Annotated in this window: 21 protein-coding genes and 2 tRNA genes; 5 read left to right on the top strand and 18 right to left on the bottom strand. The window is 33.1% G+C overall.

Translation table 11 applies throughout. From position 1 onward, the window contains the following. Positions 1–5 precede the first annotated feature (5 nt). The 3 genes from ABD859_RS22465 to ABD859_RS22475 all read right to left on the bottom strand — a co-directional run bounded on the left by ABD859_RS22465 (position 6) and on the right by ABD859_RS22475 (position 3419). On the bottom strand, positions 6–1292 hold the full coding sequence (locus ABD859_RS22465; RefSeq protein WP_345146995.1) for a TolC family protein: 1287 nt from the start codon (positions 1290–1292) through the stop codon (positions 6–8). 97 nt (positions 1293–1389) lie between these two features. Beyond that, positions 1390–2745, bottom strand: a complete 1356-nt coding sequence (locus ABD859_RS22470) for a sensor histidine kinase (RefSeq protein WP_345146997.1) — start codon at positions 2743–2745, stop codon at positions 1390–1392. Next, complete coding sequence (locus tag ABD859_RS22475) at positions 2742–3419, bottom strand: response regulator transcription factor (protein ID WP_345146999.1); 678 nt, start codon at positions 3417–3419, stop codon at positions 2742–2744. Before ABD859_RS22475 ends, ABD859_RS22470 begins: the two co-directional genes overlap by 4 nt. Before the next feature lie 714 nt (positions 3420–4133). Here ABD859_RS22475 and ABD859_RS22480 point away from each other — a divergent pair. Continuing rightward, positions 4134–4682 carry a type 1 glutamine amidotransferase domain-containing protein gene (locus ABD859_RS22480; RefSeq protein ID WP_345147001.1) on the top strand — a complete coding sequence of 183 codons (549 nt, stop codon included), beginning with the start codon at positions 4134–4136 and terminating at the stop codon, positions 4680–4682. Positions 4683–4790: 108 nt separating this feature from the next. Here the strand turns inward: ABD859_RS22480 and ABD859_RS22485 are convergent, their stop codons facing one another. The 5 genes from ABD859_RS22485 to ABD859_RS22505 all read right to left on the bottom strand — a co-directional run bounded on the left by ABD859_RS22485 (position 4791) and on the right by ABD859_RS22505 (position 7073). Beyond that, positions 4791–5087, bottom strand: coding sequence for a type II toxin-antitoxin system RelE/ParE family toxin (locus tag ABD859_RS22485; RefSeq protein WP_345147003.1), 297 nt, complete (start codon positions 5085–5087; stop codon positions 4791–4793). Continuing rightward, positions 5077–5304 (bottom strand): DUF2683 family protein, encoded by a 228-nt coding sequence (locus ABD859_RS22490; RefSeq protein WP_345147004.1) that lies wholly within the window; start codon positions 5302–5304, stop codon positions 5077–5079. Before ABD859_RS22490 ends, ABD859_RS22485 begins: the two co-directional genes overlap by 11 nt. Positions 5305–5532: 228 nt before the next feature. After that, positions 5533–5605, bottom strand: a tRNA-Lys gene (locus ABD859_RS22495). A 6-nt stretch (positions 5606–5611) separates the two neighbouring features. Further along, positions 5612–5684: transfer RNA gene (locus ABD859_RS22500), tRNA-Lys, on the bottom strand. A 30-nt stretch (positions 5685–5714) separates the two neighbouring features. Further along, positions 5715–7073, bottom strand: coding sequence for a hypothetical protein (locus tag ABD859_RS22505; protein WP_345147005.1), 1359 nt, complete (start codon positions 7071–7073; stop codon positions 5715–5717). A 439-nt stretch (positions 7074–7512) separates the two neighbouring features. Here ABD859_RS22505 and ABD859_RS22510 point away from each other — a divergent pair, with 439 nt between their 5' ends. Next, positions 7513–7746 (top strand): hypothetical protein, encoded by a 234-nt coding sequence (locus tag ABD859_RS22510; RefSeq protein ID WP_345147007.1) that lies wholly within the window; start codon positions 7513–7515, stop codon positions 7744–7746. A 51-nt stretch (positions 7747–7797) separates the two neighbouring features. Here the strand turns inward: ABD859_RS22510 and ABD859_RS22515 are convergent, their stop codons facing one another. The 5 genes from ABD859_RS22515 to ABD859_RS22535 all read right to left on the bottom strand — a co-directional run bounded on the left by ABD859_RS22515 (position 7798) and on the right by ABD859_RS22535 (position 17663). Beyond that, on the bottom strand, positions 7798–8337 hold the full coding sequence (locus tag ABD859_RS22515) for a hypothetical protein (RefSeq protein WP_345147009.1): 540 nt from the start codon (positions 8335–8337) through the stop codon (positions 7798–7800). A 9-nt stretch (positions 8338–8346) separates the two neighbouring features. Then, on the bottom strand, positions 8347–11586 hold the full coding sequence (locus tag ABD859_RS22520; protein WP_345147010.1) for a DEAD/DEAH box helicase: 3240 nt from the start codon (positions 11584–11586) through the stop codon (positions 8347–8349). Between the two features lie 319 nt (positions 11587–11905). Beyond that, positions 11906–12991 carry an efflux RND transporter periplasmic adaptor subunit gene (locus ABD859_RS22525; RefSeq protein ID WP_345147011.1) on the bottom strand — a complete coding sequence of 362 codons (1086 nt, stop codon included), beginning with the start codon at positions 12989–12991 and terminating at the stop codon, positions 11906–11908. Further along, positions 12981–16265: an efflux RND transporter permease subunit gene (locus ABD859_RS22530; RefSeq protein ID WP_345147013.1), complete on the bottom strand. Its 3285-nt coding sequence runs from the start codon at positions 16263–16265 to the stop codon at positions 12981–12983. The genes ABD859_RS22525 and ABD859_RS22530 overlap by 11 nt, the downstream gene beginning before the upstream one ends. A gap of 12 nt (positions 16266–16277) precedes the next feature. Beyond that, positions 16278–17663, bottom strand: coding sequence for a TolC family protein (locus tag ABD859_RS22535; RefSeq protein WP_345147015.1), 1386 nt, complete (start codon positions 17661–17663; stop codon positions 16278–16280). 175 nt (positions 17664–17838) lie between these two features. Here ABD859_RS22535 and ABD859_RS22540 point away from each other — a divergent pair, with 175 nt between their 5' ends. The 3 genes from ABD859_RS22540 to ABD859_RS22550 all read left to right on the top strand — a co-directional run bounded on the left by ABD859_RS22540 (position 17839) and on the right by ABD859_RS22550 (position 20207). Next, positions 17839–18873, top strand: coding sequence for a sensor histidine kinase (locus tag ABD859_RS22540; protein ID WP_345147017.1), 1035 nt, complete (start codon positions 17839–17841; stop codon positions 18871–18873). Position 18874: 1 nt separating this feature from the next. Continuing rightward, entirely contained in the window at positions 18875–19570 is a 696-nt protein-coding gene (locus tag ABD859_RS22545) for a LytR/AlgR family response regulator transcription factor (protein WP_345147018.1), read from the top strand. A gap of 163 nt (positions 19571–19733) precedes the next feature. After that, positions 19734–20207 (top strand): hypothetical protein, encoded by a 474-nt coding sequence (locus tag ABD859_RS22550; protein ID WP_345147019.1) that lies wholly within the window; start codon positions 19734–19736, stop codon positions 20205–20207. A 99-nt stretch (positions 20208–20306) separates the two neighbouring features. Here the strand turns inward: ABD859_RS22550 and ABD859_RS22555 are convergent, their stop codons facing one another. The 5 genes from ABD859_RS22555 to ABD859_RS22575 form a co-directional block, all read right to left on the bottom strand. Further along, entirely contained in the window at positions 20307–21071 is a 765-nt protein-coding gene (locus ABD859_RS22555) for an SDR family oxidoreductase (RefSeq protein WP_345147020.1), read from the bottom strand. A gap of 207 nt (positions 21072–21278) precedes the next feature. After that, a complete protein-coding gene (locus tag ABD859_RS22560; protein WP_345147021.1) occupies positions 21279–22004 on the bottom strand; it encodes an SDR family oxidoreductase in 726 nt (241 codons plus the stop codon). Between the two features lie 225 nt (positions 22005–22229). Next, a complete protein-coding gene (locus ABD859_RS22565; RefSeq protein WP_345147022.1) occupies positions 22230–23153 on the bottom strand; it encodes a helix-turn-helix domain-containing protein in 924 nt (307 codons plus the stop codon). A 146-nt stretch (positions 23154–23299) separates the two neighbouring features. Continuing rightward, the gene (locus ABD859_RS22570) at positions 23300–23860 is read right to left on the bottom strand and encodes a 2'-5' RNA ligase family protein (protein ID WP_345147023.1); all 561 of its coding nucleotides are present in this window, start codon (positions 23858–23860) and stop codon (positions 23300–23302) included. A 100-nt stretch (positions 23861–23960) separates the two neighbouring features. Next, complete coding sequence (locus ABD859_RS22575) at positions 23961–24275, bottom strand: hypothetical protein (protein WP_345147024.1); 315 nt, start codon at positions 24273–24275, stop codon at positions 23961–23963. Positions 24276–24626: the final 351 nt, after the last annotated feature.

Below are 24626 nucleotides of genomic sequence, written 5' to 3' on the forward strand. Positions count from 1 at the left end.
GTTTCTTAATTAATTTCCTGTCCCGTGATGTAGCGCAGTTCTTCGAGGTTTTTATTCAGATCTTTTTTAGAATTCAGCAGAATAGATTTGTTGTCTAAATACGCATCTACAAAATCTAGATATTCCAACTGACTCGTATTACGCTGTAAAAAGTTTTTGCGATACGCTTCCAGCAGTTTGTCCAGATCGCCTTCGTAGCTCGCATCGGCACTTTCGTAAAGTTTTTTCGTGGTTAAATAATCCTGATAGGTATTTAAAACTTCTGCCTGTATGCTGATTGTTTTTTCTTCGGTCATCAATTTTCCTTGATCAGAAGCCAGTTTGGCGGCTTTTATGTTTCCCTGATTTCGATTGAAAAACGGAAGATCAAGCGAGAATCCAACACCCACAAAATCATTCATTAAACTTGCTCCACGGTCGTAGCTTACACCAAGTGTTACGTCTGGCGTACGCATAGCTCTTTCGTATTTGTATTTGTTGTCATTGTATTCGTTGCCGAGTTTCAGGACTTTCATATCGGGACGATTTTCTATTGCCGAATCCATAAGACTGGCCAGATTCAGTTCGTTGATATTTTTATTTTCAGGAACAAAACCTTCATCTGTCAATTTGATAAAACTTGTGGCAGGAAGATTCATTAAAACTTTCAGCTCTTTCTGTAATGAATTATTTTCCTTTTGTAAATCGTTGATTTCTTTTAGATAATTCAATTCAGATGCTTTTAAACGAATGTATTCGCCTTTACCGATATTGCCCTGAGCCACCTGATTTCCGTAAGCTTTAATCAAAGTCTGCATCGAAGCAAGTTGTTTTTGATACACTTCTTGCTGTGCCTGATTGTATTGCAAATCGGTAAGATTATCCCTGAATTCGATTTTTAGGTTTCTAAGAAAAGCAGAGAAATATTCTTTGGCAATTTCAACGCCTACTTTCTCCATTGCAATTAATTTTTTACGTTTTCCTGCAGTCTGAACCAATTGTGTAAGCTCGGCATTTACCTGAGAAGTAGTTCCGAAATTGCCCCAAAGTGGTGGTAATTGCTGTGCCGTAGCATTATTCCAAAGGTTGATTTCACCAACATCCAGATTCGGATTCGGCCATAATTTTGCCTGAATAACCTGTGCGTCGGCAATGTCAATATTGAGTTTCTCGGCGATAAGAGAAATATTCTTCTCCAAAAACAAAGACTCGGCCTGTTTTCGCGAAAGAACAATTGTATCACTCATAATGGCATTTTGCGCCATAGTTTTGAGCGATACAATAAAAAGCAGTGTTAAAAGTATACGTTTCAAATTACATCGGTTTTAATAAGTTGCAAAGCTATTGGCAACGTATTAAGTGGTAATTTGATGTCTGTTAGAAACCAGTAAGAGTTAGATTAGAAAACGATTAGAGTTTCGGAAAAAGCAGTGTTACAACAGTTCCAGTGTCTTTTTCTGAGCTGATGGTAAACTCAATATTATTCTGTTTGAAGATCATATTGGCCAGCGGAAGTCCGATTCCGGTTCCTTTTATATCGCTTACATTTTGGCCTCGGTAAAAGGTTTGTTTAATAAATTGCAGATCTTCTGCGCTGATTCCGGTTCCCTGATCTTCAACTTCAATTTTTAATTGATTGTTTTCTTCTAATAAACTGATTTTGATTGGATTTTCTTTGGAATATTTTACCGCATTTTCGATGATATTGAACAAAGCGATTTTAATTTCGTTCGAATTTCCTTGTATCGAAAGCAGTTTATCATTCGTAACTTCAAGCGCAATCTGAATTTGTCCTTTTAAATGATACGTTTCAGACAATTGATCGTTAATGTCCCAAACGAGTTCATCAACTCTGAAAATTTCGTTGAGTTCCATATTAGTGCGAAGTCCAGAAAGCATCATTAAAGTATTCATTGTGTTTTCGATTTCGTAAACGTTTTCTAATACTTTCTCCGACATTTCCTTGTATTCGGCGCTCGTACGATCTTTTTGGGCAAAGACTTCCAGATTTCCAGAAATGGCTGTTAAAGGCGTTTTAAATTCATGCGAAACGTAATTGATAAAGTTTTTCTGAATCACAAAAGTATCCGAAAGACGTTTCAGAAGCTGGTTATAGGTTTCTATCAATTCCTGAACTTCGTCTTTGGTATTGGAAGAAACAATTTGTTTGTCGAGAGAAGAAGCCTGAATTTCATTAACCTGATTGATAATATTTTTTATCGGGCTATAAGCGAGATTAGAAAGCACACGGCTCACGAGATAAATACTGATTAATCCCGAAACCAAAACCAAAAGCATAATAATAAGCAATCTGTCGGTCATGGTTTTAAATTCGGTATCGTTTTTTTTGACTAAAACAACAAAATCGCCCTGATTGTCGTGGTAAAAACTTCCGAAATAAAAGTGATGTTTGGACTTAAAACTCAGTTTTCGGTTTTTGCGGATATAATCCAGTTTTGCCGAAGTGATATTGTTGTCAATATGTTTATCGCCGTAAACAATCTGATTTTGTTTGTTGTAAACTCTTGTAATGATTTCGAGTGAATTCTCCTTAAACTGCTGTCCGATAAGTAAATGCTGATTTTCGGGCAGTTCATCTTTTTCGAGATAAAAAATTCCCGTTAATAAACAGGTTTTCTGCAGTTCGTTATAAACGATTTTCTCCGAATAGCTGTAGAACGAAAAATACGTAATCAGCGAGGCAATCACAAATACCACGCTGAACGTCAAAGAAGAGATTAAGGTAAAACGGTTACGTATCTTCATGATTCCTCTTTTAGCATATACCCAATTCCTTTTATGGTATGAATGAACTTATTATTTTGTTCGATTTTATTTCTCAGGTACGAAATATACACATCAACCACATTGGTATTATTATCGTAATTAATGCCCCAAACTGCGGTAAGAATCTGCGTTCGCGACAGAACTTTATTTCTGTTTTCTAATAAATACAAAAGCAGTTTGTATTCTCTTGGCGAAAGATCGATAAGCTGATCATTTTCAGTCACTTTATGTTCCTGCGGATTAATGGTTAAATCTCCGCAGGTATATAAATTTTCGGGTTCGTTGTAATTGAATTTCGTTCTGCGTGTAAGCGCATTGACTCTCGAAATCAGTTCTTTAAAATGAAAAGGTTTTACAAGATAATCATCGGCGCCAGAATCCAGAGCGGTCACTTTATCGTCGGTATCGCTGAGTGCGCTGAGCATTAAAATTGGGGTATGAATCTTTTTGTAACGCATTAATTTCGTCAGCTGGATTCCGTCGATTCCAGGAAGCATAATATCCATCAAAATAATATCCCAGGTATTTTCCTGAACCAGTTCGCGCGCGATCTCGCCCGTTTCGGCAAGGTGCACGGTAAAGTTGTTTTCTTCTAAACCTTTTACAATAAATTCGCTGATGCGTTTATCATCTTCAATGAGTAAAACATTCATAAATGGTATAATATTATTGATTTTTGATTAAAACAGGGTGTTTTGAATCGTCAGATGTTTTTTTAAAAGATTTTCAAAAATACGGTTTATTTTTTTGAACCATATAAGTTCATTGAAGTTATTGAAGTTTTTTCTTATGGTTTTTGGATTGTTGTGGATAAAATGGTTCGATCCTTTGGATCTTTTTTGTTTTGGGAATCTATTAATCCGGGATTCATTAACCCGGGATTGAAATCCCGGGCTAAAATATTTTTCGAACCGATGGCTCTTTTCGAAATTCCGTTAGAAATTATTTATATTGTAGCAACGGATTTCAATCCGTTGAAAAAACGATCGTTAAAAATTCCGGAGGAATGAAATATGTATAGATTCATAATGCGTACCGTACCAAAAGCTCCAGCGGAGCGACATATCATAAATTATATTTCCCCGCTGGGGCTTTTTTGAAATAGGTAATTTGTTTTCTATAGATATTTCTTCCCGCTGGGACTTTTTACGATTTAATTCATACACTCCGTTAGTTTTCCTGGTATAAAATACCAAACTAAATCGACATCAATTTTATATAATTTTAATTTAATTTTTAATAAATATTTGAACTACAATTAATTAACTTTTATTAAAGAAACCTTTAACATCGTACGTTTTCGCTGGCTGTTTGAAATACCTAATTTTAGGTAAATCAAATTAATAACGTTTTAAAAATTTAAAATTATGAAAAAGAATATAGCCATATTAGCCACAAACGGATTTGAAGAATCAGAATTAGCATCTCCAAAAGCTTACTTGGAAGAACAAGGCTGGAATGCAGATATTGTAAGTTTGAAATCAGGAACTATTAAATCCTGGAAAGACGGAAACTGGAGCAAAGAATATAATGTCGATGTAGTTTTAGATCAAGCAAATGAAGCCGATTACGATGCTTTGGTTCTTCCGGGAGGAGTTATAAATCCTGATTTATTAAGAAGAGAAGAAGCTGCCGTAAATTTTGTACGTTCGTTTTTTGAAAGCAAAAAACCAGTCGCGGCTATTTGTCACGGCCCTCAAATTTTGGTTGATGCCGATGTTTTAGAAGGTCGTAAAGTAACTTCGTTTTTCTCTGTTAAAAACGATTTGAAAAATGCCGGAGCACAATGGGAAGATTCAGAAGTAGTTGTAGACCAAGGATTAGTAACCAGCCGAAACCCAAATGATTTACCCGCTTTTAATAAAAAAATGGTGGAAGAAATTAAAGAAGGAATACACGAGCGTCAGAGAGTGTAAATATCTTTTTATTTAGATTATCAAATTACAAAAATGCAGGATCAATTTTGGTCTTGCATTTTTTTGTTTCACGCTGATTGAATCTGATTTAATTGTTTTTTAAAATTATTATTTTGGATATTTCTCAGGATTTTGTGAAGTATGAAAAACAGCATTTAGAAAAACGGTTTTAGATAATTCGTCTATCATAAAGAAAGCAGCATAAGGGAATTTTTTAAAAGGCAGGAAACGATAATTAGTATCGTGAATTTGATAAAAAGGATTTATTTGTAAAGCCTTATATACTTTCTTGTAATCATTAAGAAAATCTAAAGCAACTTTTTTACTGGCTTTAAAAATGTAGTATTCAACAGCTTCTTCGATATTTTTTAATGCAATCGGAGAAACAATAATTTTATAATTCATACTTCTTTTTTAAATCTGTATAAATTGATTCTGCATCTTTGTATTCGCTTTTATCTGAATTGACCTGACTGTCTAATATCTCTTGTTGTTCTGCCGATAATTCGTAAGGCTTTACATTTGCGATTTCAAATTTGATCTTTAGTGCTTTCATAAAAGCTTTTACAGCCTCAATTTGTGAAGCATCTTCTGTATACGCTGTGATGTTGATTGCCTGCATGATTTTTAGTTTACTAAAGTTGATAAACAAAGTTAAGGCAAAAGTCCAGGTTTCATGTTAATGATTTTAAAATTATTTTTTTGACATCGAATTTTATTCATAAAAATGAATTAAAAATTCCAGAGGAATTAAATATGTATAGTTTCATAATGCGTGATGTACAAAAAGCTCCAACGGAGCGACATATCCTGAATAAGATAATTGCTCAAAGTTTTTTTTGCTGTTTTGTTCTGATAACAGGGCTCGAACCTGTGTCCATTCGGTCCAAGAGCCGAATGCTCTACCACTGAGCTATATCAGAAATTTGAGATAGGTGTAGGGCTCGAACCTACGTCTATTCGGTAAAAGAGCCGAATGTTCTACCACTGAACTAACCTATCTGTTTTATTTAAATTAAGGAATAAGAAGTATTATTTTTTCCCTGAAAAAAATCGATGTCTTTTTAAAGCCGTCGCTAAAAATGGATTAGAAATTGCAACGCCATGAACAAGCTCTGGCGTTGGAGTAAATTCTGCCACTCCATGTGTTCTAGGAGCTATCCAACCTGATTTTTCTGGATCAAGGCCTGCTTGTTCGCAATACTTAATAACCAAATCTTTGTTGCAATTTACTTTATTTTGAAAAATTTCCCAAGGCAAAGGTAATTTATTCCATACTTCAGTATTGGGATCAAGTTTTCCGTTTGTCGAAAAATGCCAGGCAACTACATCAGCAGCCATAAGTCGTAATGTTTTACCAAAACAAATTTCTTCCAGAATATAATCTAATCCTAATGAATAGATTAAATTCATCCAATTATCTCTTGCTTTATTCCATGCGCCTGCTGTATTATTCCAAGTTGTAGAGTCATTGCCTCTTTTTACAACCATAGTTTCTCTATTTATATCATTTTGATTCCAGATTTGATCTAAAAATGCAGCAATTTCTTGTAATATAGTTGTCCATTTGCCCAAGAGTAATCCTTTCTGATGGTCTGTTAAATGAGATAATACTTCTTGACTTGTATAAATATGTGCTATTGCCCACCAATTGGTCGGGTTTGGTAATTGTGTATCTTTTCTATTGCATTTGCTTAATAGCATTTCACTTATTTCATCAAAAGATCTAATCTGACTTTCATTTGTAAAAACACTTCTAAGATTACATCGAGCATTATAATAAGCAATAAAACAGGCAGTATTTATATCTGAAGAGAAATTTGTAAAATTCAGAGTATGAATTAAGCCGTGTTTTGCAATTTTTTGAAATTCAACTTTTTTACTTTCCGTAATAAATTTTAATAATTTATTTTCTATTCGTTTAAGCAGTCGCCACTTTTTATTGTAATTGCGTTTAGATAAATCAATTCCGTTTTCTATTCTCTGCGATTTATTAAGTCTATCAGCCTTAAAATCGTTTTTTCCTATACTTTTATTGATAATCGGAGAAACAAGTGCGATAAATTCTTCTATATCTTTTTGATTATTATAATCAAATTTAGTGTTGGGATTGAGCTGAAAAATTTCTAAAGCCTTTTCAATTTGTTTTGTTGCTCCTTTGGCTTCTGCAAAAGTCTGAAGCATTGAGGTATAACCGTAAATGTTTTTTGATAACGAACCTTTTGATGCTTTTTCTAAAAGAAGCTTTTCATTGTTTGTCAAACTATCTTTTGTTAATTCGAAAACCATTTCTGCAATGTCTTCTGGTCGCCTGCGTTCATTTAACGTTTGATATAAAAGCTCTATTGTCGTCATTTTATTTATTCTCAGAGTAAGTTCGGAATTACTCATTTATAATCAATTAAAAATAATACAAATTCATTATAGTATGAATGGAATTGATACTAAAACAACCGTTTTATCTTAAAACAAAAATATAAAAATTCAGCTACAAATTTGAGTATTCGTAAAAGTAATGCATAGCGAATTTTAAACCTGTGTGTTTGATTTCGTTCTCAAAAATGACAAACAACATTTAATAATCAAAATTCTAATCACGAATTTTATACATTTGATATATTATAAAGCCGATAAATATAGAAATAATATTGTAAGAAAATATTTATTTTTAAAATGTATTTTTCTTACATTTGCAGTTCTTAAATCTTCACATTAAGAACGCATTAAAATTTGCCCTTGTGCTATGTAGTAAAGCTCCGAAAGGACTTTGACGCCGTGAAGAAGCGTAAGACTGCTAAGGCGCGAGGGTTTTTCTTAAATTCTTCACTTTATGAAAAACAACACCCTTTCCAAAGAAGCCGAAACAAGGCTGATTGATTTTTTTAACCATATTATCGATCCCGAAGATATGGCTAAAATACTAAGACAAGTAAACTGCATTTTAGCTGTCGCCGTCATGCGACAACACGAAACCCTCCAAATCGGACTAGCAAATTTTGAAGACAATTATTATTGGCTCAATGAATTGGCGGAGATTTTGAATCCTTATTTGAGTGAGGAGTAAGGTTTGTAAAAATGGAAAAACCTCGATTTTTAAAAAAGTCGAGGTTTTAATTTATTGTTTACCAATTAGTGGATTTATTTTATTTCTTAATTGATTTTCTATAACAGGAATTATAGCGTCATAATTTGTTAATTGAAGATTTATTACACTAATTCTAAAAGTTTCTTGTTTCATATTTTCTCTTGCTAAAAGTTTCATAGCAAAAGTTGTTTTACCTAACTCTTTATAAATATGACCATGCAATCTAGTTTTAATGTTCTTAGATTTCCCAATGTATAAAGGAATCCATTCTTTTAATTCTTTATGAGCTTTTATTCTTTTCAATTTAAAATTTGGAGTAAACTTTTTTAAATAGCTTTTGTCTTCCCATCTAAATTTAAAATCATTAACCCATTCTTCAAAAAAATCGAAATTCTTATTATTTCTAACTTCTATTAAATAAAGTCCTGAATGTGTTAAATTATTCCATGGAATATTTTCTAATTTTTCGTTCAATTCAAATTGACATATTTCTTTAAAATAAAGTTCATTTGCAAATGTTTTAATTAAATCAAGTTGTTTGGTTATTTCTGTATCAACTATTCGTATCATTTTTTAAGTTTAAATTTCAGATCCTATTACTTTTAACTTTAGTCCAGCTGTAATCTCTAAATGATTAGCTGTAACATATAATAGTTTGAGAACATTTTCAGAAACATCATTTTTGTTTATTCCAGGTTGCACTAAAAAAATTTGAATTTCTAAAGGTTTTTTTCTCATACTGTTACACACTTCATCGATTAGATCTAAATCACCTTTTAAAATCCTTGTTTTATTTATTAGTTTCTTCAAATTCTCTCTTCTATTGAAATGCTCTTTAAAAAATTTATAATCTTTATACTTCCAATTGATAGATTTTTGAACTTGTCCACATATCTGATATAAATTTAATTTTTCTAAATTGTTAGTTGGAACAGCTATAGATTGTTTGTCTCCTTTACTGACAAATTTGATATGATATAAATTTAGACAAACCTTATTGACTTCATCTCTTAATGTTACTAAATCTGCCATCTCATTTCTATCATCATCATTAAAAATGACATCCCAATTTTCATTTTGCAATGATTCATATAATTTGTATTGTATAGAATCTTTTACAAAATTATTTTCATCAAATCCCATTGATTCTTTTGTTAAATCTGCTCCTTCCCAATGAAAAGGTATAATTTCATTTTTTGGAAAATCTAAAATTTCTTCATTATATTTTATATATCGATTTCCAAAAAGAATAGAATTTTCTATAAAACCTATCTGAGGAGGATAATCTCCATTAAAATAACTAAGTAAAGTTTTTGGCTCTTGTGTTCCTTTTATTATTAAAACATCTAATGTTGAAATTTTTTCTATTTTAAATCCATTTGTATTTATTACTAATTTAAAACTAATTATATCCTTTGCAGTTAATAAATCAAATAATATATCTCCTGTTTCACTTGGATTTTTAATTTGTAATTCACAATCCCATAAGTTAAATAAGACACCTGAAATTTTTAGTACGTACTTTTTATCGATTTCTTTATAAAATAGAGGATTCCAGTCAATAAAATAAGGTATTGACGCTGGTCTTGTTTCTATAACTTTGGGTTCTAGTGTATCCAGCACTTCATTAGGATCTATGTCCGGATCAATTAATTTATCTCCTACACTTGAACACCAATTTGTAAGCTCTTTTAAATTCCCTCTTAAATATGACCAGATTTTACCTTTAGTTGAAGCTCCAAAAGAGACTTTATCTCCATTTTCAAATCCAACTCCAAAAATATTATTCTTAAAACCAGCATTTAATTCAGCTTTTGTTATAGCAGATTGTAAATTACTGCCAAAGTAAGATTGAAAACTCTTATCCTTTCCTGGAGTCATTCTCATACCAACGTTAAATAACAATAATCTCTTTACGTTGTAAAATACCTTAAATACATCAATTTCTGAAATTTTTGTATATCCTTCAACAAAAACTTTATCAACTAAAAAATTAAAACTTTCTTTTTTAACTGATGAATGGATAAAAAGCAAATTATTTTTGGTCTCATAATGAATTACCATTAAATGCCAATCAAAATTTTGAAATTCACTAAAACTTCCCCACTCAACATTAAATTCTTTACCTAATAAAATAACCAAAGTCCTTTCTTCTTCATTATATGAGATGAACCTATGTTTGTATTCAGGAAAATCTTCTTTTGTAATTACATTTAATTTCTGAAAGACATTTTTCGAATTTTTATAAACTAATGTACTAAATGCAGGATTTATGTTTTGAAAAGGAATATCTGATTCTTCTATATTATTAAATCCTGCTAAAAACTCACTAAAATCAATCTGATCTTGAGTTGCAATTTGGCTTAAATCTGGTAAAATAGTATTCCAATTAGATTCCTTATTATAAAGTAAATCTATACCTTCCTCAATTCCTTCTTGTCTTAAATTAGCAATAAATGAAGCATTCCCTAATTTAATTGAATTACTGACTCTTGTAAATCTTCCAATAAACTGAAGGGTAATAGGCAAACTTTTTCTTATATCATGTAATGCTGCAATTTTTAATTCAGGTAAGTCAAAACCTTCTCCAAGCATATCAACACACACTATTATTTTATGTTTTCCTTTTTTTATGTTTTCTAGAATAAATTGTCTGTTTAAAACATTCGAATGGATTACAACGGGATTAAACTCAGTATAATTTTCATACAATTTAAATACTTCATCAGCTCTTAAATTGGTTCTGCATCTTGCCATGAGAAAATGATCCAATTTTTTAATATCTCTATCATCTTTTAATTTTTCAATGGCTTTTAAAGCAATTTCCTTATCAGCAATTTCTCTATCATATTCTCTAACTGGTATAAAATCAATTTTTTGGAAATAACCTTGCTCTTGTGCATCCTTCATAGAAAAATTATAGATAAATTTTCCTGAAAGACGCTCTCCATCGTATCTAAAAGGTGTAGCTGTAAATTGTATTACCTTTCCTTTTTCAAAATATCCAATTACTCTGCTCCACTGTTTTGCTTTTGCATGGTGCGCTTCGTCAACAAATAAATGTGAGCATAGACCAGCAATAATTTCAATATATTCATTAGGTATATTTGAAATTAAATTCATTGTAGATATAATAACATTTGATTTTTCAAAAAAATCTTTTAAATCTTCTATTTTTTTTATTCCTGTATCTAATATTCCAACTTTTGGATATAATGCAGATTGAGAAACAATACCAAATTTTTTTAAGATACCTAGTGAAATAAATTTTTCGGAAAGCTGACCACGCAAAGAATCAGAAGGTACAATAACGAGAAGTTTTTCGCATCTATTAGCTATTAATACAGAAAGCATGGTTTCTGTCTTTCCTGTTCCAGTTGGCAATACAACAATACCAGCTTCTTTCGAATTTGTAAAATGCCCTAAAATATTATGTATGGCTCCTAATTGTGGTTTTCGCAATCCTTCTCCGCTAACTTTAGAATTGTTATCACTTTTATAAACAAAGCTATCTTTCCAAGAATCAATTATTATACTTGGATCGTTTTCATTCATATCAGGATGTTTTATCCACTTTTTTATAACAATTTTTTCAGTTGTAGGAGCCCCATTTGACAATAAAATGAAATCAGTATTGTCAGAATATATGTTCTTATTTCCAGTTATGCAATACTTATTATTGTTGTAATTAAATGTAATATAACTTCTGTTTTTCTCATTTACAACAATTTCGATTTCTCTTTCAATATCTTTTAAATTAATTATGTAGTTATTATAGATTTTTATTTTTTCTCGTAACTCTGGTAAAATTATTTTCATAACGGTTCAATTAGTTAGTTAAAGTCTATTAATTAAATTATTCTCAAATTTAATTATCTGAATTGCTGTATTTTTACGGAAAACCATAATTGCTTTAATAAAGCATTGAGAAACAATTTTAATAATAAGTAGAATAAAAAAAGCAAGTGTTTTTACCTGATTTTTTTAGAAAAAAATGTCAAATCTTTTGAAAAATAAAAAGATATAAAAAAGGACAATCCCTCCAAAAAGAGGAACTGTCCTTAGGCAAATTTTTTAGATTTGCATTCTAACGAATGCGTACAGTTAATGGTAATCTACTAAAAAGGCTAAACGCAGGTTATTCGTTTATTGTATCGCCTTCTTTAGTTTCTTCGCTGGCAATTTTTACCAGTTTATCATTTGGAGTTAAATCGCCAAATATTTCTACTTTATCGTCGATTTCTCTTCCTTTTTTAACGTCAATTCTGGTTGCTTTATGGTTAACCACTTTTACCACATAAAGTCCTTCTGCAGAACTTACTAAAGCCGTTTTCGGGATTACGTAGGTGCTGTCTTTCGCGTTAAGCGGTAATAAAACTTCGGCAACCATTCCAGGAAGTAAGTTGCCGCTGGTGTTGTGAACGTCCATTTCGACTCTTTCAGAACGCAGTTTTAAATCTAAAGCGCCAGACATTCTGGTAATTTTTGCGGTAAAAGTATCTGGTAACGATTTTACATTAAAACTCATTTCGTCGCCCGGATGCAGATATCCTGTGTACAATTCCGGAACCGAAACCGCCAAACGTAATTTACTTTGCTCCTGAATCGTTAATAAAGGTAAATCTGAACCTTTTCCTGCTGGTCCAACAAATGTTCCTAAATTGACATTTCTTGCTGCTACAACTCCGTCAAATGGCGCACGAATTTCAAGATAACCTCTCATAATCGAGATTTCTTTGTGTGCTGCAATTGCTGCCTGATATTGTGCGTAATCAGAATTCTTTTTGCCGCTTGCCATTTCTAAATCGTTTTTAGAAATTGTTCCTTCCACCTTGCTTGTTTCGTACAAACGGTTGTAAGTGCTTTTGCTGGTTGCATAAATTGCTTCCATCGATTTTAATCTCGATTCGGCAGCTGCTAATTGCGAACTGATTTCCGGAGCTTCTAAAACAATTAAAAGCTGTCCTTTTTTTACTTTAGAACCAATATCAACTTTTAAGGTTTTTACGAAACTGCTCACTTTGGCGTACAAATCAACTTGTTGAAAACCCGTTAATTCTGCTGGTAAACGTAATTCTGTAGTCAGTTTTTCTTTCGCTAAAAGGAAAGTTTCCACTTTAGGTTCGATTTCTGGTTTCGCAGTTTCTTCTTTTTTCTTTTCACAGCTGCTTAATGCTAATAAAGCTGTAAACAATATTGCGATTGATTTTATATTATTTTTCATTTTTTGGTTTTAATGATGAGATATAATGGATGCTTTCTTCGTCTTCAGGATCTAAAGAAACAGATTGTGTCGATGTTTTTTCTTGTGCCCACGCAAATATCTGCGGAAGGATTAATAATACGGCAAATGTAGAAAATAATAATCCACCGATAACCGCTCTTCCTAACGGAGAAACCTGATCACCTCCTTCGCCGTGTCCGATCGCCATTGGCAACATTCCCGCAATCATCGCAACCGAAGTCATGATAATTGGACGAAGACGCAACGCAGCCGCTTCACGAGCCGATTCTAAGGCATTTCCGTTTATTTTGCGCAATTGCTCGGCATTCGTGACCAAAAGAACGGCATTGGCAATAGAAACCCCAACCGACATAATGATTCCCATATACGATTGTAAATTCAACGTAGAACCTGTAATAGTCAGCATTAATAATGATCCTAAAACTACGGCAGGAACCGTCGTTAAGATTACCAGCGAAACTTTGAACGATTGGAAATTAGCAGCCAACATTAAGAAGATTACGAAAACGGCAACCAATAACCCCGTTTGTAAACTGCTTAATGTTTCGGTCAATACAGTACTTAGTCCAATTGGCGTTATAAACAAACCACGAGGCAATTCGCCTAATGAACTAATTGTTGACGACACATCTTTTGATGCCGTACCTAAATCGGTTTGGTAGATGTTGGCCGTAACGGTAATGTATGGCATGGCTCCTAAATTGTCATTTTCACCGCTTACAAAGCCCGGTGTAATTTTGGCAACGTCACTTAAAACAGGACGAAGCGAGTTCTTTAATACTGGAATTTCTCCAATATCGGTTTTGCTTTTCATTTTGTTCAACGGAACCTGAACTTGTACCGAATACGATAATCCCGCTCTTTCGTCAACCCAGTTGTTTTTTTCGGTGTAACGAGAAGATGAGGTCGAAGCTACCAATGAACGTGAAATATCATTCATATCAACTCCTAATTCAGCTGCACGGGTTCTGTCGATATCAATATTCATAGCCGGATAATGAATTGGCTGTCCAATCTGCACGTCTCTGAAATATGAAATCGCTTTTAGTTTGTCTACAATTTGAGTCGCGTATAATTCGTTTCGTTTTTTGTCTTTTCCGGCAACTCGAATCTCAATTGGAGTAGGAGAACCTTGACTTAAAACTTTATCTGTCAATTCGATTGGTTCGAAAGAAAGTTTGGTGTCTGGTAAAACCTTTTTCAAACGTGCTCTAAACTCGTCTTTAAAGTCATCCATATCTTCATGATAATCTTTTAAACTTACCTGAAAAACGGCTTCGTGAGAACCTGCCATGAACAAATAAATCGGGTTAATCGAGAATAGAGAAGGGTGCTGACCGACATAAACAGAAGTGATTCCGATATGATCTTTGCCCACCATTTTTTCTAATTCTTTCAAAACAACTCGGGCTTGTTCTTCGGTTCTTTCCAAACGCGTTCCGTCAACGGCGCGCATTCTTAACTGAAACTGACTCGAATTGGTTCTTGGGAAAACGTCTTTTCCGATAAATCCAATAAAGATTACGGCTAAAACTGTAGCCACAACTAAATACGTAATACTCGTTATTTTTTTATGTACAAACAAACGGTCTAAAGTGCGCATAAAACGGTTTCTGAATTTCTCGAAACCACTTACTTTTCCGTCGTCGTTAAAATCTTCTCTTTCAACTAAATCTTTTTTCTGAGCGATTAAATTTTGCTCAGATTCAGGAGTTAAACCACAATCATTAAATTCGGCTTCATCATCTGTGATTTCTGGACCATGTGCATGTTTTTCGTGACCTTTCATCATCCAGTTCGCCATTACGGGAACAAAAGTCTGAGATAATAAGAACGAAATAACCATTGAAAATCCAATGGCTAAAGCCAAAGGCAAAAACAACGCTCCCGGAATACCAACCATGGTAAATGCCGGAGCAAATACTGCCAGAATACATAGTAAGATCAATAATTTAGGCAATGCAATTTCCTGACAGGCATCCCAAATGGCGAGTGCCTTGGGTTTTCCCATATCGAGATGCTGGTGAATATTTTCGATTGTTACCGTACTTTCATCCACCAAAATACCAATCGCCAAGGCCAATCCTGATAATGACATTAAGTTGATCGTTTGTCCGAATAATTTCAGGAATAAAACCCCAGAAATAATCGAAATCGGAATCGTCATAATTACGATTAATGCGGCACGTCTATCACCTAAGAATAATAAAACCATTAATCCCGTAAGAACCGCACCGATAATTCCCTCTGTAATCAAACTTTTTACCGAGTTGATTACATAAACTGACTGGTCAAATTCGTACGTAATGTTTACATCTTCAGGAAGTGTACTCTGAATTTTTGGTAATTCTTTTTTCAATTTCTGAACCACATCCCAAGTCGAAGCGTCTCCGGCTTTTGCAATACTAATATAAACCGAACGTTTTCCGTTTACTAAAGCATAACCCGCCGTAATATCGGCACCGTCTTTTACCTGAGCCACATCGCCCAGTTTTAAGTTCTGAACACCGCCTTTGAATAACGGAATCTGTTCAAAATCTTTAACTTCTTTAATCGTATTGTTGGTTGGTGTAATATAGTTTTTGTCGCCCATACGCACGTTTCCAGACGGAGCCGTTTGGTTGTTCAAACGAATCGCATCTACGATTTGGTCTGGCGTCATATTATGAGAACGCAATAAATCTGGATCTACGTTAACCTCAATTGTTCTTGGGCTTCCTCCAAATGGAGCAGGAGATAATAAACCAGGAATTGAAGTAAACGAAGCACGAACATAAACGTTGGCTAAATCCTGTAATTCGTTGTTTGATCTAATTTTTGAACTCAAAACCAATTGTCCAATCGGCAGAGACGAAGCATCAAAACGAATGATAAACGGAGGCTGTGTTCCTGGAGGAAAAGCCGCCTGAATCCTGTTCGAAAGCGCACTTAACTCGGCTGCGGCCTGCGCCATGTTGGTTCCTTCATAATAGGTTAATTTCATAATCATTAACCCCTGAATATTTTTGGTTTCTACCGATTTGATACCGTTGGAGAAAGGTAAAACGTTCACGTAGTTTTTGGCAAAATAAGCTTCCATCTGGTCTGGCGTATAACCTCCAAACGGGTGCGCGATGTAGATAACCGGCAAATTCATTTTCGGCAAAATATCTACCTTAATGTCTTTGATGGCACCGATTCCGAAGAAAAATAGACCCGCAACCAATACTAAGATCGATATGGGTTTGCGGAGTGCAAAACGTATTAAATTCATTAGGATTTATAATTAAAATTCATTTATAAATAAGTCAAAATTTCCTGTTGCAGCAACTTTCAATAAGTACGACTGCCACACATTATTATTGACAATATCACGATCGATTTCGGCGCGGTTTAAAACATACATCGTCTGCGTTAAATCAGTCAAATCGGTTAAGCCGTTTTTGTATAAAGTCGATTTCTGGATGTACGCTCTTTTTGCAGCATCAACCTGAATTGGTGCTTCGGCATAGTTTTCCAAAGTAATTCTGATTTTATCTTCAGCAAAATTAAGCTGTGATTTTAGTTCGCGATCAGCCTGATTGTATTCTTCCTGCAAACCTTGCGAAACAAATTTCTGAGCGCTTACTTGTTTGCTTGAACGGAAAGGTGTGGTTAAATTCCAAGTAATTCCAACACCAATCAAATAGTTCGAACGGTCTGGATTTACTCCATCCCAATAATTTCTAGAAAAAGCGGTTTGATCGGTCGCGTATGAATTTTCAAATCCAGAAGCTCTGGTTTGCAAAACGCCAAAAGCTGTCATAGTAGGATAATAGAATCTTTTGTACAATTTAACCTGTTGATTGCTGTAATCAATTTTGGTTTTATATAATTGCAATAATGGGTGAAGACTGTCTGTAGCAGCTTCACTTTTAACCAATTCTTTTGGAATCTGAGTTACAAAAAGTGTGTCAGCCACAAAATCCTGCGGTGCAACACCCATTAAATCTACTAATTTATTGTTTTGTTCTTTAACGAAGTTTTTTGCAAGGTTCAAAGCAATTTTAGCTTTTGAAACTTCGGCTGTAGCCAATGTAGAATCTACTCCGGCCAACAATCCGTTTTTAACTCTCGCAGCAGCCGTCTTTTTGAAAACTTCTGCACGAGAAAGATTTTTTTGCTGTGAAATCAATAATCTTTGGCTTGCCAAAAGATTTAAATAAGCAGCCGAAATTTTAATTTCCTGTTGAAATTTTTCCTGCTGTAAATCTCTTTCTTTAGCCTGAACATCAATTTTAGAAAGGTTGATTTTTTCTTTCGTTTTTCCGAAAGTGAAAAAATCCCAGTTCATGTTCACTAAATACAACGCTCCAAACGCCGAATTCCAGTTTTGTTCAGGAAGAGGTAAACCTGACGAAGCTACTCCTAAACCTCCAAATCCGTAAAGCGGTCCGTTTTGTCCGTTTACGGTTCCGTAATCCTGCTGTGCCGATAAGTTAAGATTCGGCAGATAATCACGACGGGATTGTTTTAGAGTCTCTTTTGATGCATTGGTGTAATTGTTTTTTGCTCGGATAGAACCGTAGTTTTCAAGTCCTGTCTTAACAGCTTCTTTTAAAGACAGGGTTTGAGCGTAACCGATTGAGGCAAAAATCAATAAAAATAAAAAGGTAATTTTTTTGAAATACATAAACTCAAGGTGTGATATAGAATATTTTTTGATGACACAAATTTATTTCTCTTACGCTGATAAAAGTCAGGTTTAGTGATGTACTGCACTAGTAAATGACGAATTGAATTTGTCATTTAATGGAAATAATTATTAAATATTTGTTCGTACTTTGTAAACTATTTCAGAATTAAGAATGAACAAAAGAATTGATAACATACTGGATAACAAATGGTGGCAAGAGGTCGCCGTTGTCCTTTTCTCCTTTACGATTTATACCTTAAAAAATGACTGGATGCTTTTCAGCTCCTTCATTTCGATCATGATGGGTATATTTTTCTATTGCATTTTGTACATGCATGCCCAATTTAACCGATTCTTTTTACTGCCGATTCTTTTCAAAGCAAATAAACCTGTAACGTATATTATTCTAACGCTTTTTGGAGTTTTTGTCTTTTCGGTCATTTTGTACGAAATCACAATGTTGGATATGTTTGCCAAATGTCATTTGTATCAAAATTCACATCAGAGAAGTTATGCTTACCAATTGGCGAGCGTTTTAGGAACTTTGGTCTGCATTCTGAGTCCGATTATTGTTTTTAAGTTTTATCGTATTCACAGAAAGCAAACCGATGCGGCTTTATTGTTCAATCAAATGCAATTGAATTCATTGAAAGGACAATTAAATCCGCATTTTTTGTTTAATACATTTAATACGCTTTACGGAATCAGTTTAGAATTTCCAGACCGAACGCCCGATTTGATTATGAAAGTTTCGCAGTTAATGCGTTATCAGTTAGAAAGTAACAGCAAACAATGTGTTTCTTTAGAAGACGAACTGGAGTTTATAAACAGTTATGTACAGCTGGAAAAAGAGCGTGTTGGTTATCGATGCGATATTACTTTTGAAAGTAAAGTAGACAAAGATTACACCTATAAAATTTCGCCGATGTTATTAATTGCATTTATTGAAAATGCCTTTAAACACGGAACCTGCGCGATTGAAAATTGCTTTGTAAAAATTGATATTACAGTTGAAAACGGTTTGTTGAAACTTCACGTAACCAATTCAATTCCGAAGAAAAACGACGTGATTTCGACTAAAATCGGATTAAAAAATACAATCGAACGTCTGAATTTAATTTATGGAAAAGACTATAAATTAGATATTAATGATGATAAAGAAACGTATGTTGTTGATTTAGAAATACAACTTAAAAAGTTTTTATAGGATGAAAGAAACTAAAAAGTGTATTATCGTAGACGACGAACCCGCAGCGCATTATGTTTTAGCCAATTATATAAAACAAAATCCGCAGCTGGAATTGGTTTTTCAAGGTTATAATGGCATTGAAGCTATGAATTACCTTCGCGAAAATACAGTAGATTTAATGTTTCTTGATATTAACATGCCTGAGATTTCGGGAATGGAATTATTGAAAATTCTGCCAACACACCCAAAAACTATTTTGACAACAGCATATTCTGAATTTGCCTTAGAAAGTTATGATTACGGCGTAATTGATTATCTGCTGAAACCGATTTATTTTCCGAGATTTTTAAAGGCAATCGACCGCTTTTTTGCAACAGAAAGTCATAAACCTAAAACAGAAGAGATTATCAATTCTGTAAGTGTAAAAGTCGATGGTTATTTTATTGAAATTGAACTCGATCAATTGTTATTTGCGCAGAGTTTTGGAAATTATGTAAAACTTCATACCGTAAAACGAACGTATCTGGCTTCGATAACAACAACAGAATTAGAGAAATGCCTGCCGGAAAAGAATTTTATGCGTATTCATAAATCGTATATTATTGCTTTGGACAAAATAGATTCTACAGAAAAAGATTTTGTGATTATTAAAAATGAAAAATTACCAATCGGAATTACCTATAAACGGGAATTAACCGACAGATTAAAAAAATAACGACGAGAATAATATTGCTTACTAATTCAATTATTTTCAAAAAAGCCTGCCAAAGAATTATTTCTTTTGCAGGCTTTTAATTTTTAGAATTAATTCATCTATTCTTAATAAATAAGTAGTACTTTTAATACGTTATTCAAGTCGAATTAAAAAAGTTGAAATCATGAAAAACGTATTCTTAATTGCTGTTTTTTTATGCAGCAGTTTTTTAATGGCACAGGAAGGAACTAATATGAAGAAAGTTGTAACGCCGCCAGAAAAGGTCAAGTTTACTTTTGAAAAAGAATATCCGGGAAAAGTGCCTGTCTGGTCTGAAGAATACGTAGGAGACGACAATGACGAAATACGTTATGAAGCCAAATATAATGTCGACAGTAAAACAAAAGCGGTTGCGATATACGATAATTTAGGAGTTTTAAAAGCTTACGAGCTTCAAATCCCGCTGAATAAACTTCCGTTGGCGGCACAAACTTATTTGAAGAAAAATTATGCGGCAAAAGCGGTTAAAGAAATAGCCTTAGTTGTTGATTACAAAAAAACGACAACCTATGAAGTTGGTGTGCAGAAAGATGGAAAATTTTATGATGTTGTGTTTGATAAAGATGGAGATTTTAATGTAGCTATCGAAAAAAATTAAGCTTACTTACTAATTCAATTATATTAAATGAGAAACCCGATACGTTTTAAACATATCGGGTTTTGTTTTACAAATATAAATTCTATTGGAATTTCAAATTTACAAATTCATCCCGCCAGAAACTTCAATTCTTTGTGCGTTTACCCAGCGCGCATCTTCTGTACATAAAAAGGCAACCACACCGCCAATATCATCAGGAAGTCCAACGCGTCCTAAAGCTGTTATTGATGAAAGCATTTTGTTTAATTGTTCATTATCACGAACAACACCGCCTCCAAAATCGGTTTCTATTGCTCCTGGAGCCACAACATTTGCTTTAATACCTCTTGCGCCTAATTCTTTTGCCTGATATTTAGTCAAAGTTTCGATTGCACCTTTCATAGAAGCGTAAGCTACATAACCTGGAGTTGAAAATCTTGCTAAACCAGTTGAGATATTTACAATTCCGCCGCCGTCATTCATAACGTTTAATGCTTTCTGAGTTAAGAAGAAAGGCCCTTTAAACTGAATTTTAGTTAACAAATCAAATTCTTCTTCTGTAGTTCCTTCAAATGAATTGTGAATTCCAATTCCAGCATTGTTTACGATGAAATCGAATTTATCGGTCTTGAAAGTATCTTTTAAAACTGTTTTTACTTCTTCAAAAAAAGCATCAAAAGTTCCAGATTCGCCAACGTTTAATTGTAATGAAGCCGCTTTTTGACCTAAACTTTCTATTTCTGCTACAACTGCATCTGCTTCTTCTTTTTTGCTGTTGTAAGTAATAATTACGTCTAATCCTTTTTTAGCAATCGCAATTGCCATGTTTTTCCCTAAACCTCTGCTGCCGCCTGTTATTAAGGCTATTTTTGTATTTACTGCCATTTTTTTAATGTTTATAGTTTATAGTTTGTTGTTTATTGTTTGCGAATAATTTTAAACACATAGAAACATAGTTTTTTGTTATGTTTAAAAGAGTAGAGAAAGAAACTCGTTTCTCACACATAGCTATGTGTATTTAGAGAAGTAAAACACCTTTTTTACATTTCCCAATCTATGTTTCTATGTGTTTAATTTAATTTGTGCATTAAATTAATTACCGTGTAATGCTTCAAATGAAGCTTTTAATTCCGGTACACTTGCATTAAGTCTAGTTTCGCTGGTTCCGAAAGTAAGTTCTTGTCTTCCTTCTTTTAACTGCTCAAAAATAGATTCGATGAAACTGCTTACGCTTGGATGCGCGTCGTGAAGCCCAATTCCGCCTAAATCCGTATTTAATGCTGGTGGAATAATTTCGACTACTTCAATATTCTTTTCTTTTAATAAATGACGAAGTGAAATCGTAAACGAACGGAAAAATGCTTTTGTAGCCGAATAAACGGGAACTTTTGCAAAAGGAGAAAAAGCCAATCCAGAAGTTACATTCATTACCGTTTTTAAAGAAGGTAAATTGATAAAAAGGGAAGTTAAATGTAACGGAGCTTCAATGTTGGTTGACAATTCAGCTTTCATACTTTCGTAAAAATCAGCATCAGTTACAGAAACCCATTTTTGAATTCCGGCGTTGTTAATTAAAACATTGAGATCGCTGTGGTTTTCTTTGATCCAATTGAAAAGTTCAATACGTTCTGTTTCAATAGATAAGTCACATACTTTAGTAATTACGGATGGGAATTTTTCCTTTACTTCGTTTAAAACAGATTCTCTTCTTCCGCAGATTATAACCGTATTATTTTCTTGAATAAATCTTTCGGTAAGCCCAAGACCAATACCGCTTGCTCCACCGGTTATTAAAATTTTGTTGTTTACTAAATTCATCTTTTTAATCTTTTAAATTGATAAGACAAAGGTAGGGGCAAGGTAATATTGAGAGTTTGTAAATATCAAACCGATGTTTGCGAAATTCAAATCACGAATTTTAATTTTCAATTTTTTAAATTCCAAATTCCAAATTTCATTTTATGTCATCCTGACGAAGGAAGGATGATATAAAATCTAAAATCTAAAATCTAAAATCTAAAATCTAAAATCTACAATCTAAAATCAACTTCGGAAAGCAATCGGCGTATAAGTAGTTTGTTTTTTAAAGAAATTAGAAAAGTGTGCTAATTCTTCAAAACCAAGTGAATAGGCTATTTCAGAGATATTCCAATCCGTTTGTTTTAAAAGAATTTTAGCTTCGTTTATTAAACGGCTGCTGATTAATTCGGTTGTGGTTTTTCCAGTGTTTTCTTTTAAAACCTTATTTAAATGATTGACGTGAACGGATAATCTTTCGGCGAAATCTTTTGCGGTTCTTAATTCAAGTCGTTGATTTGGAGATTCTATTGGGAATTGTCTTTCTAATAATTCGGCAAATAAAGAAGAAACTCTCGCTGCAGAATTATGTTTGGAATATAAAGCTGTTATAGGCTGTAATTTTTGTCCAAAGTGAATTAATTCGGCAACATAATTTCGAATTAAATCATACTTATATATATAATCAGAATTGATTTCTTTTTGTATTTTATTGAAAATCAATTCTACTTCTGAAACTTCTTCGTCAGAAAGCTGAAAAATAGGATAACCGTCAGAAGCAAATATTGGAAGTTCGTCTAAGTCGATACCGCTTTTGCTTTTCGATAAAAATTCACTTGTAAAAACACAAAACTGTCCGCCTTGGTTGGTATCCTGCGGAAGATAATTGTATGGAATTTTAGGAGTTGCAAATAACAATCCCTGTTTTTTGATTTCGATTACTTTGTCGGCGTACTCGGCTTTATTGTGTCCTCTGATCAAACTTATTTTATAATAAGCTCTTCTGTCATAAGGCATTCCAGGTTTTCCTTTCATGCGCTCTAAAAGTTCTTTTATATCAAAAACATTAAAATGACCGATTTCTTTTTGAATGTCGTTTGGAAGTAACGAATTGGGTTCAACTGTTGAGCCTTCGGTAATATCTTTATAAAATGAATCTAAGGATTTCATATCGTTTCGAATTGTAAAATTCAAATATACGAAAAAAAAAAGATTGTGTGGTTTACCGCAAAGAGCGCAATGTTTCTCGCAAGGTTCGCAAAGCTTTTAAATGAAAAAACTTGGCGAACTTAGCGTAATTCTTAGCGTCTTTGCGGTTAAAACAAACTCCCTTGTACAAATTCAGGCTCAGGATTGCTTCCAAATTGAAAAGTGTCAATCACAAAAAACTGTTTTATGATAGGATCAAATTCTCTTAAAACTATTTGACTGCATAAAAAATCGAAATTAACTGTGGTAAGAAGTTCTGAAGCTGTTTTAAGATGTTCAGGACTTAATTGTCTGGCAATAGACATGTGTGGATTTTCACTTTTTTTAAGTTTTAAAAACTTTAAGGTTTCATGAATCTTTTTCATTATTGGAACAAGATTTTTTTCTGAATCTTCGGTTACACCAATAAAAAAAGCACCACTATTGGGAAAAGAACTAAAATGATTTAGAGAAACTTGAAAAGGTGTAAATGTATCGGAAATTTTAGAAACCTTTTGTTTGATTGAACTAAGCTGTGATTCATCAATTGTAAATTCGCAAATTGTTATATGTGCTTCAGAATTGCAGCTGTGATACCATTTGATTTTACTTCTTAAAAAATCTTTTAATTTTTTAACTGGTTCAACCAATTCTTTAGAATAAAATACAATAGAATATGTTTTCTCCATATCTTGAAACTTTGATTTACACAAATTTATAATTTAAATTGTGCGGTCAAATATTTTCGTTAAGCTTTTAATAAACTTTGAAAGAGAAAAACGAAGGCGGCTATATTTTTCCTTTTAAATGTAATCTATGCAGAATTTCAGATTTTAGTAGACCGCTTCCGCCTCCAAAATGCTCTATTACTTCAACATCTGGCTGGTTTTTTAAGCAAAATGAAGCAAATTCTTTTTCGACATGATCTTCTATTGCTGAACTTAGGAGAACAACATCAATTTTATGATTCTGAAAGTATTCTTGAGCCTCTTTTTCATTGTTAAATGCAATTGCATTCCAATCTTCATAAGCATTTACAAGACGAAGTAAAATGGCCAGTATTTCTTCATTTTTTCCAAGTAATAAGAATTCCAGAGTTTTCATTTTTTTAGTTTCTAAGGTTCTGAGATACCGAATATTTAACTTTTATTTTACAAATTTAGAGGTTCTAATTTTGTTTCAACTTAATCTAGGATAAGTTTTTTAGTTTCTATTTTACTTTTTTTTGATTATTTAAAGCGACTTAGAATTTTAGTTTTTATTTACAAATATAAGAGAATTAGAATCTTAGGTTTTTTGTGGAAATTCTGCGGTTAAATATCTAAAAAAAATCTTACCGGAATGAGGAAAACCGTAATGATATTTGATAAACTGGGTATAGATTTGCGGTGTAAAAATCAAGAATAGTGTTTTACCTTTTTATGCTGTTCCGTGTGTTTTTTACGGTTAAAAATG

This window comes from Flavobacterium ginsengiterrae (assembly GCF_039539785.1).
Lineage (GTDB): Bacteria > Bacteroidota > Bacteroidia > Flavobacteriales > Flavobacteriaceae > Flavobacterium > Flavobacterium ginsengiterrae.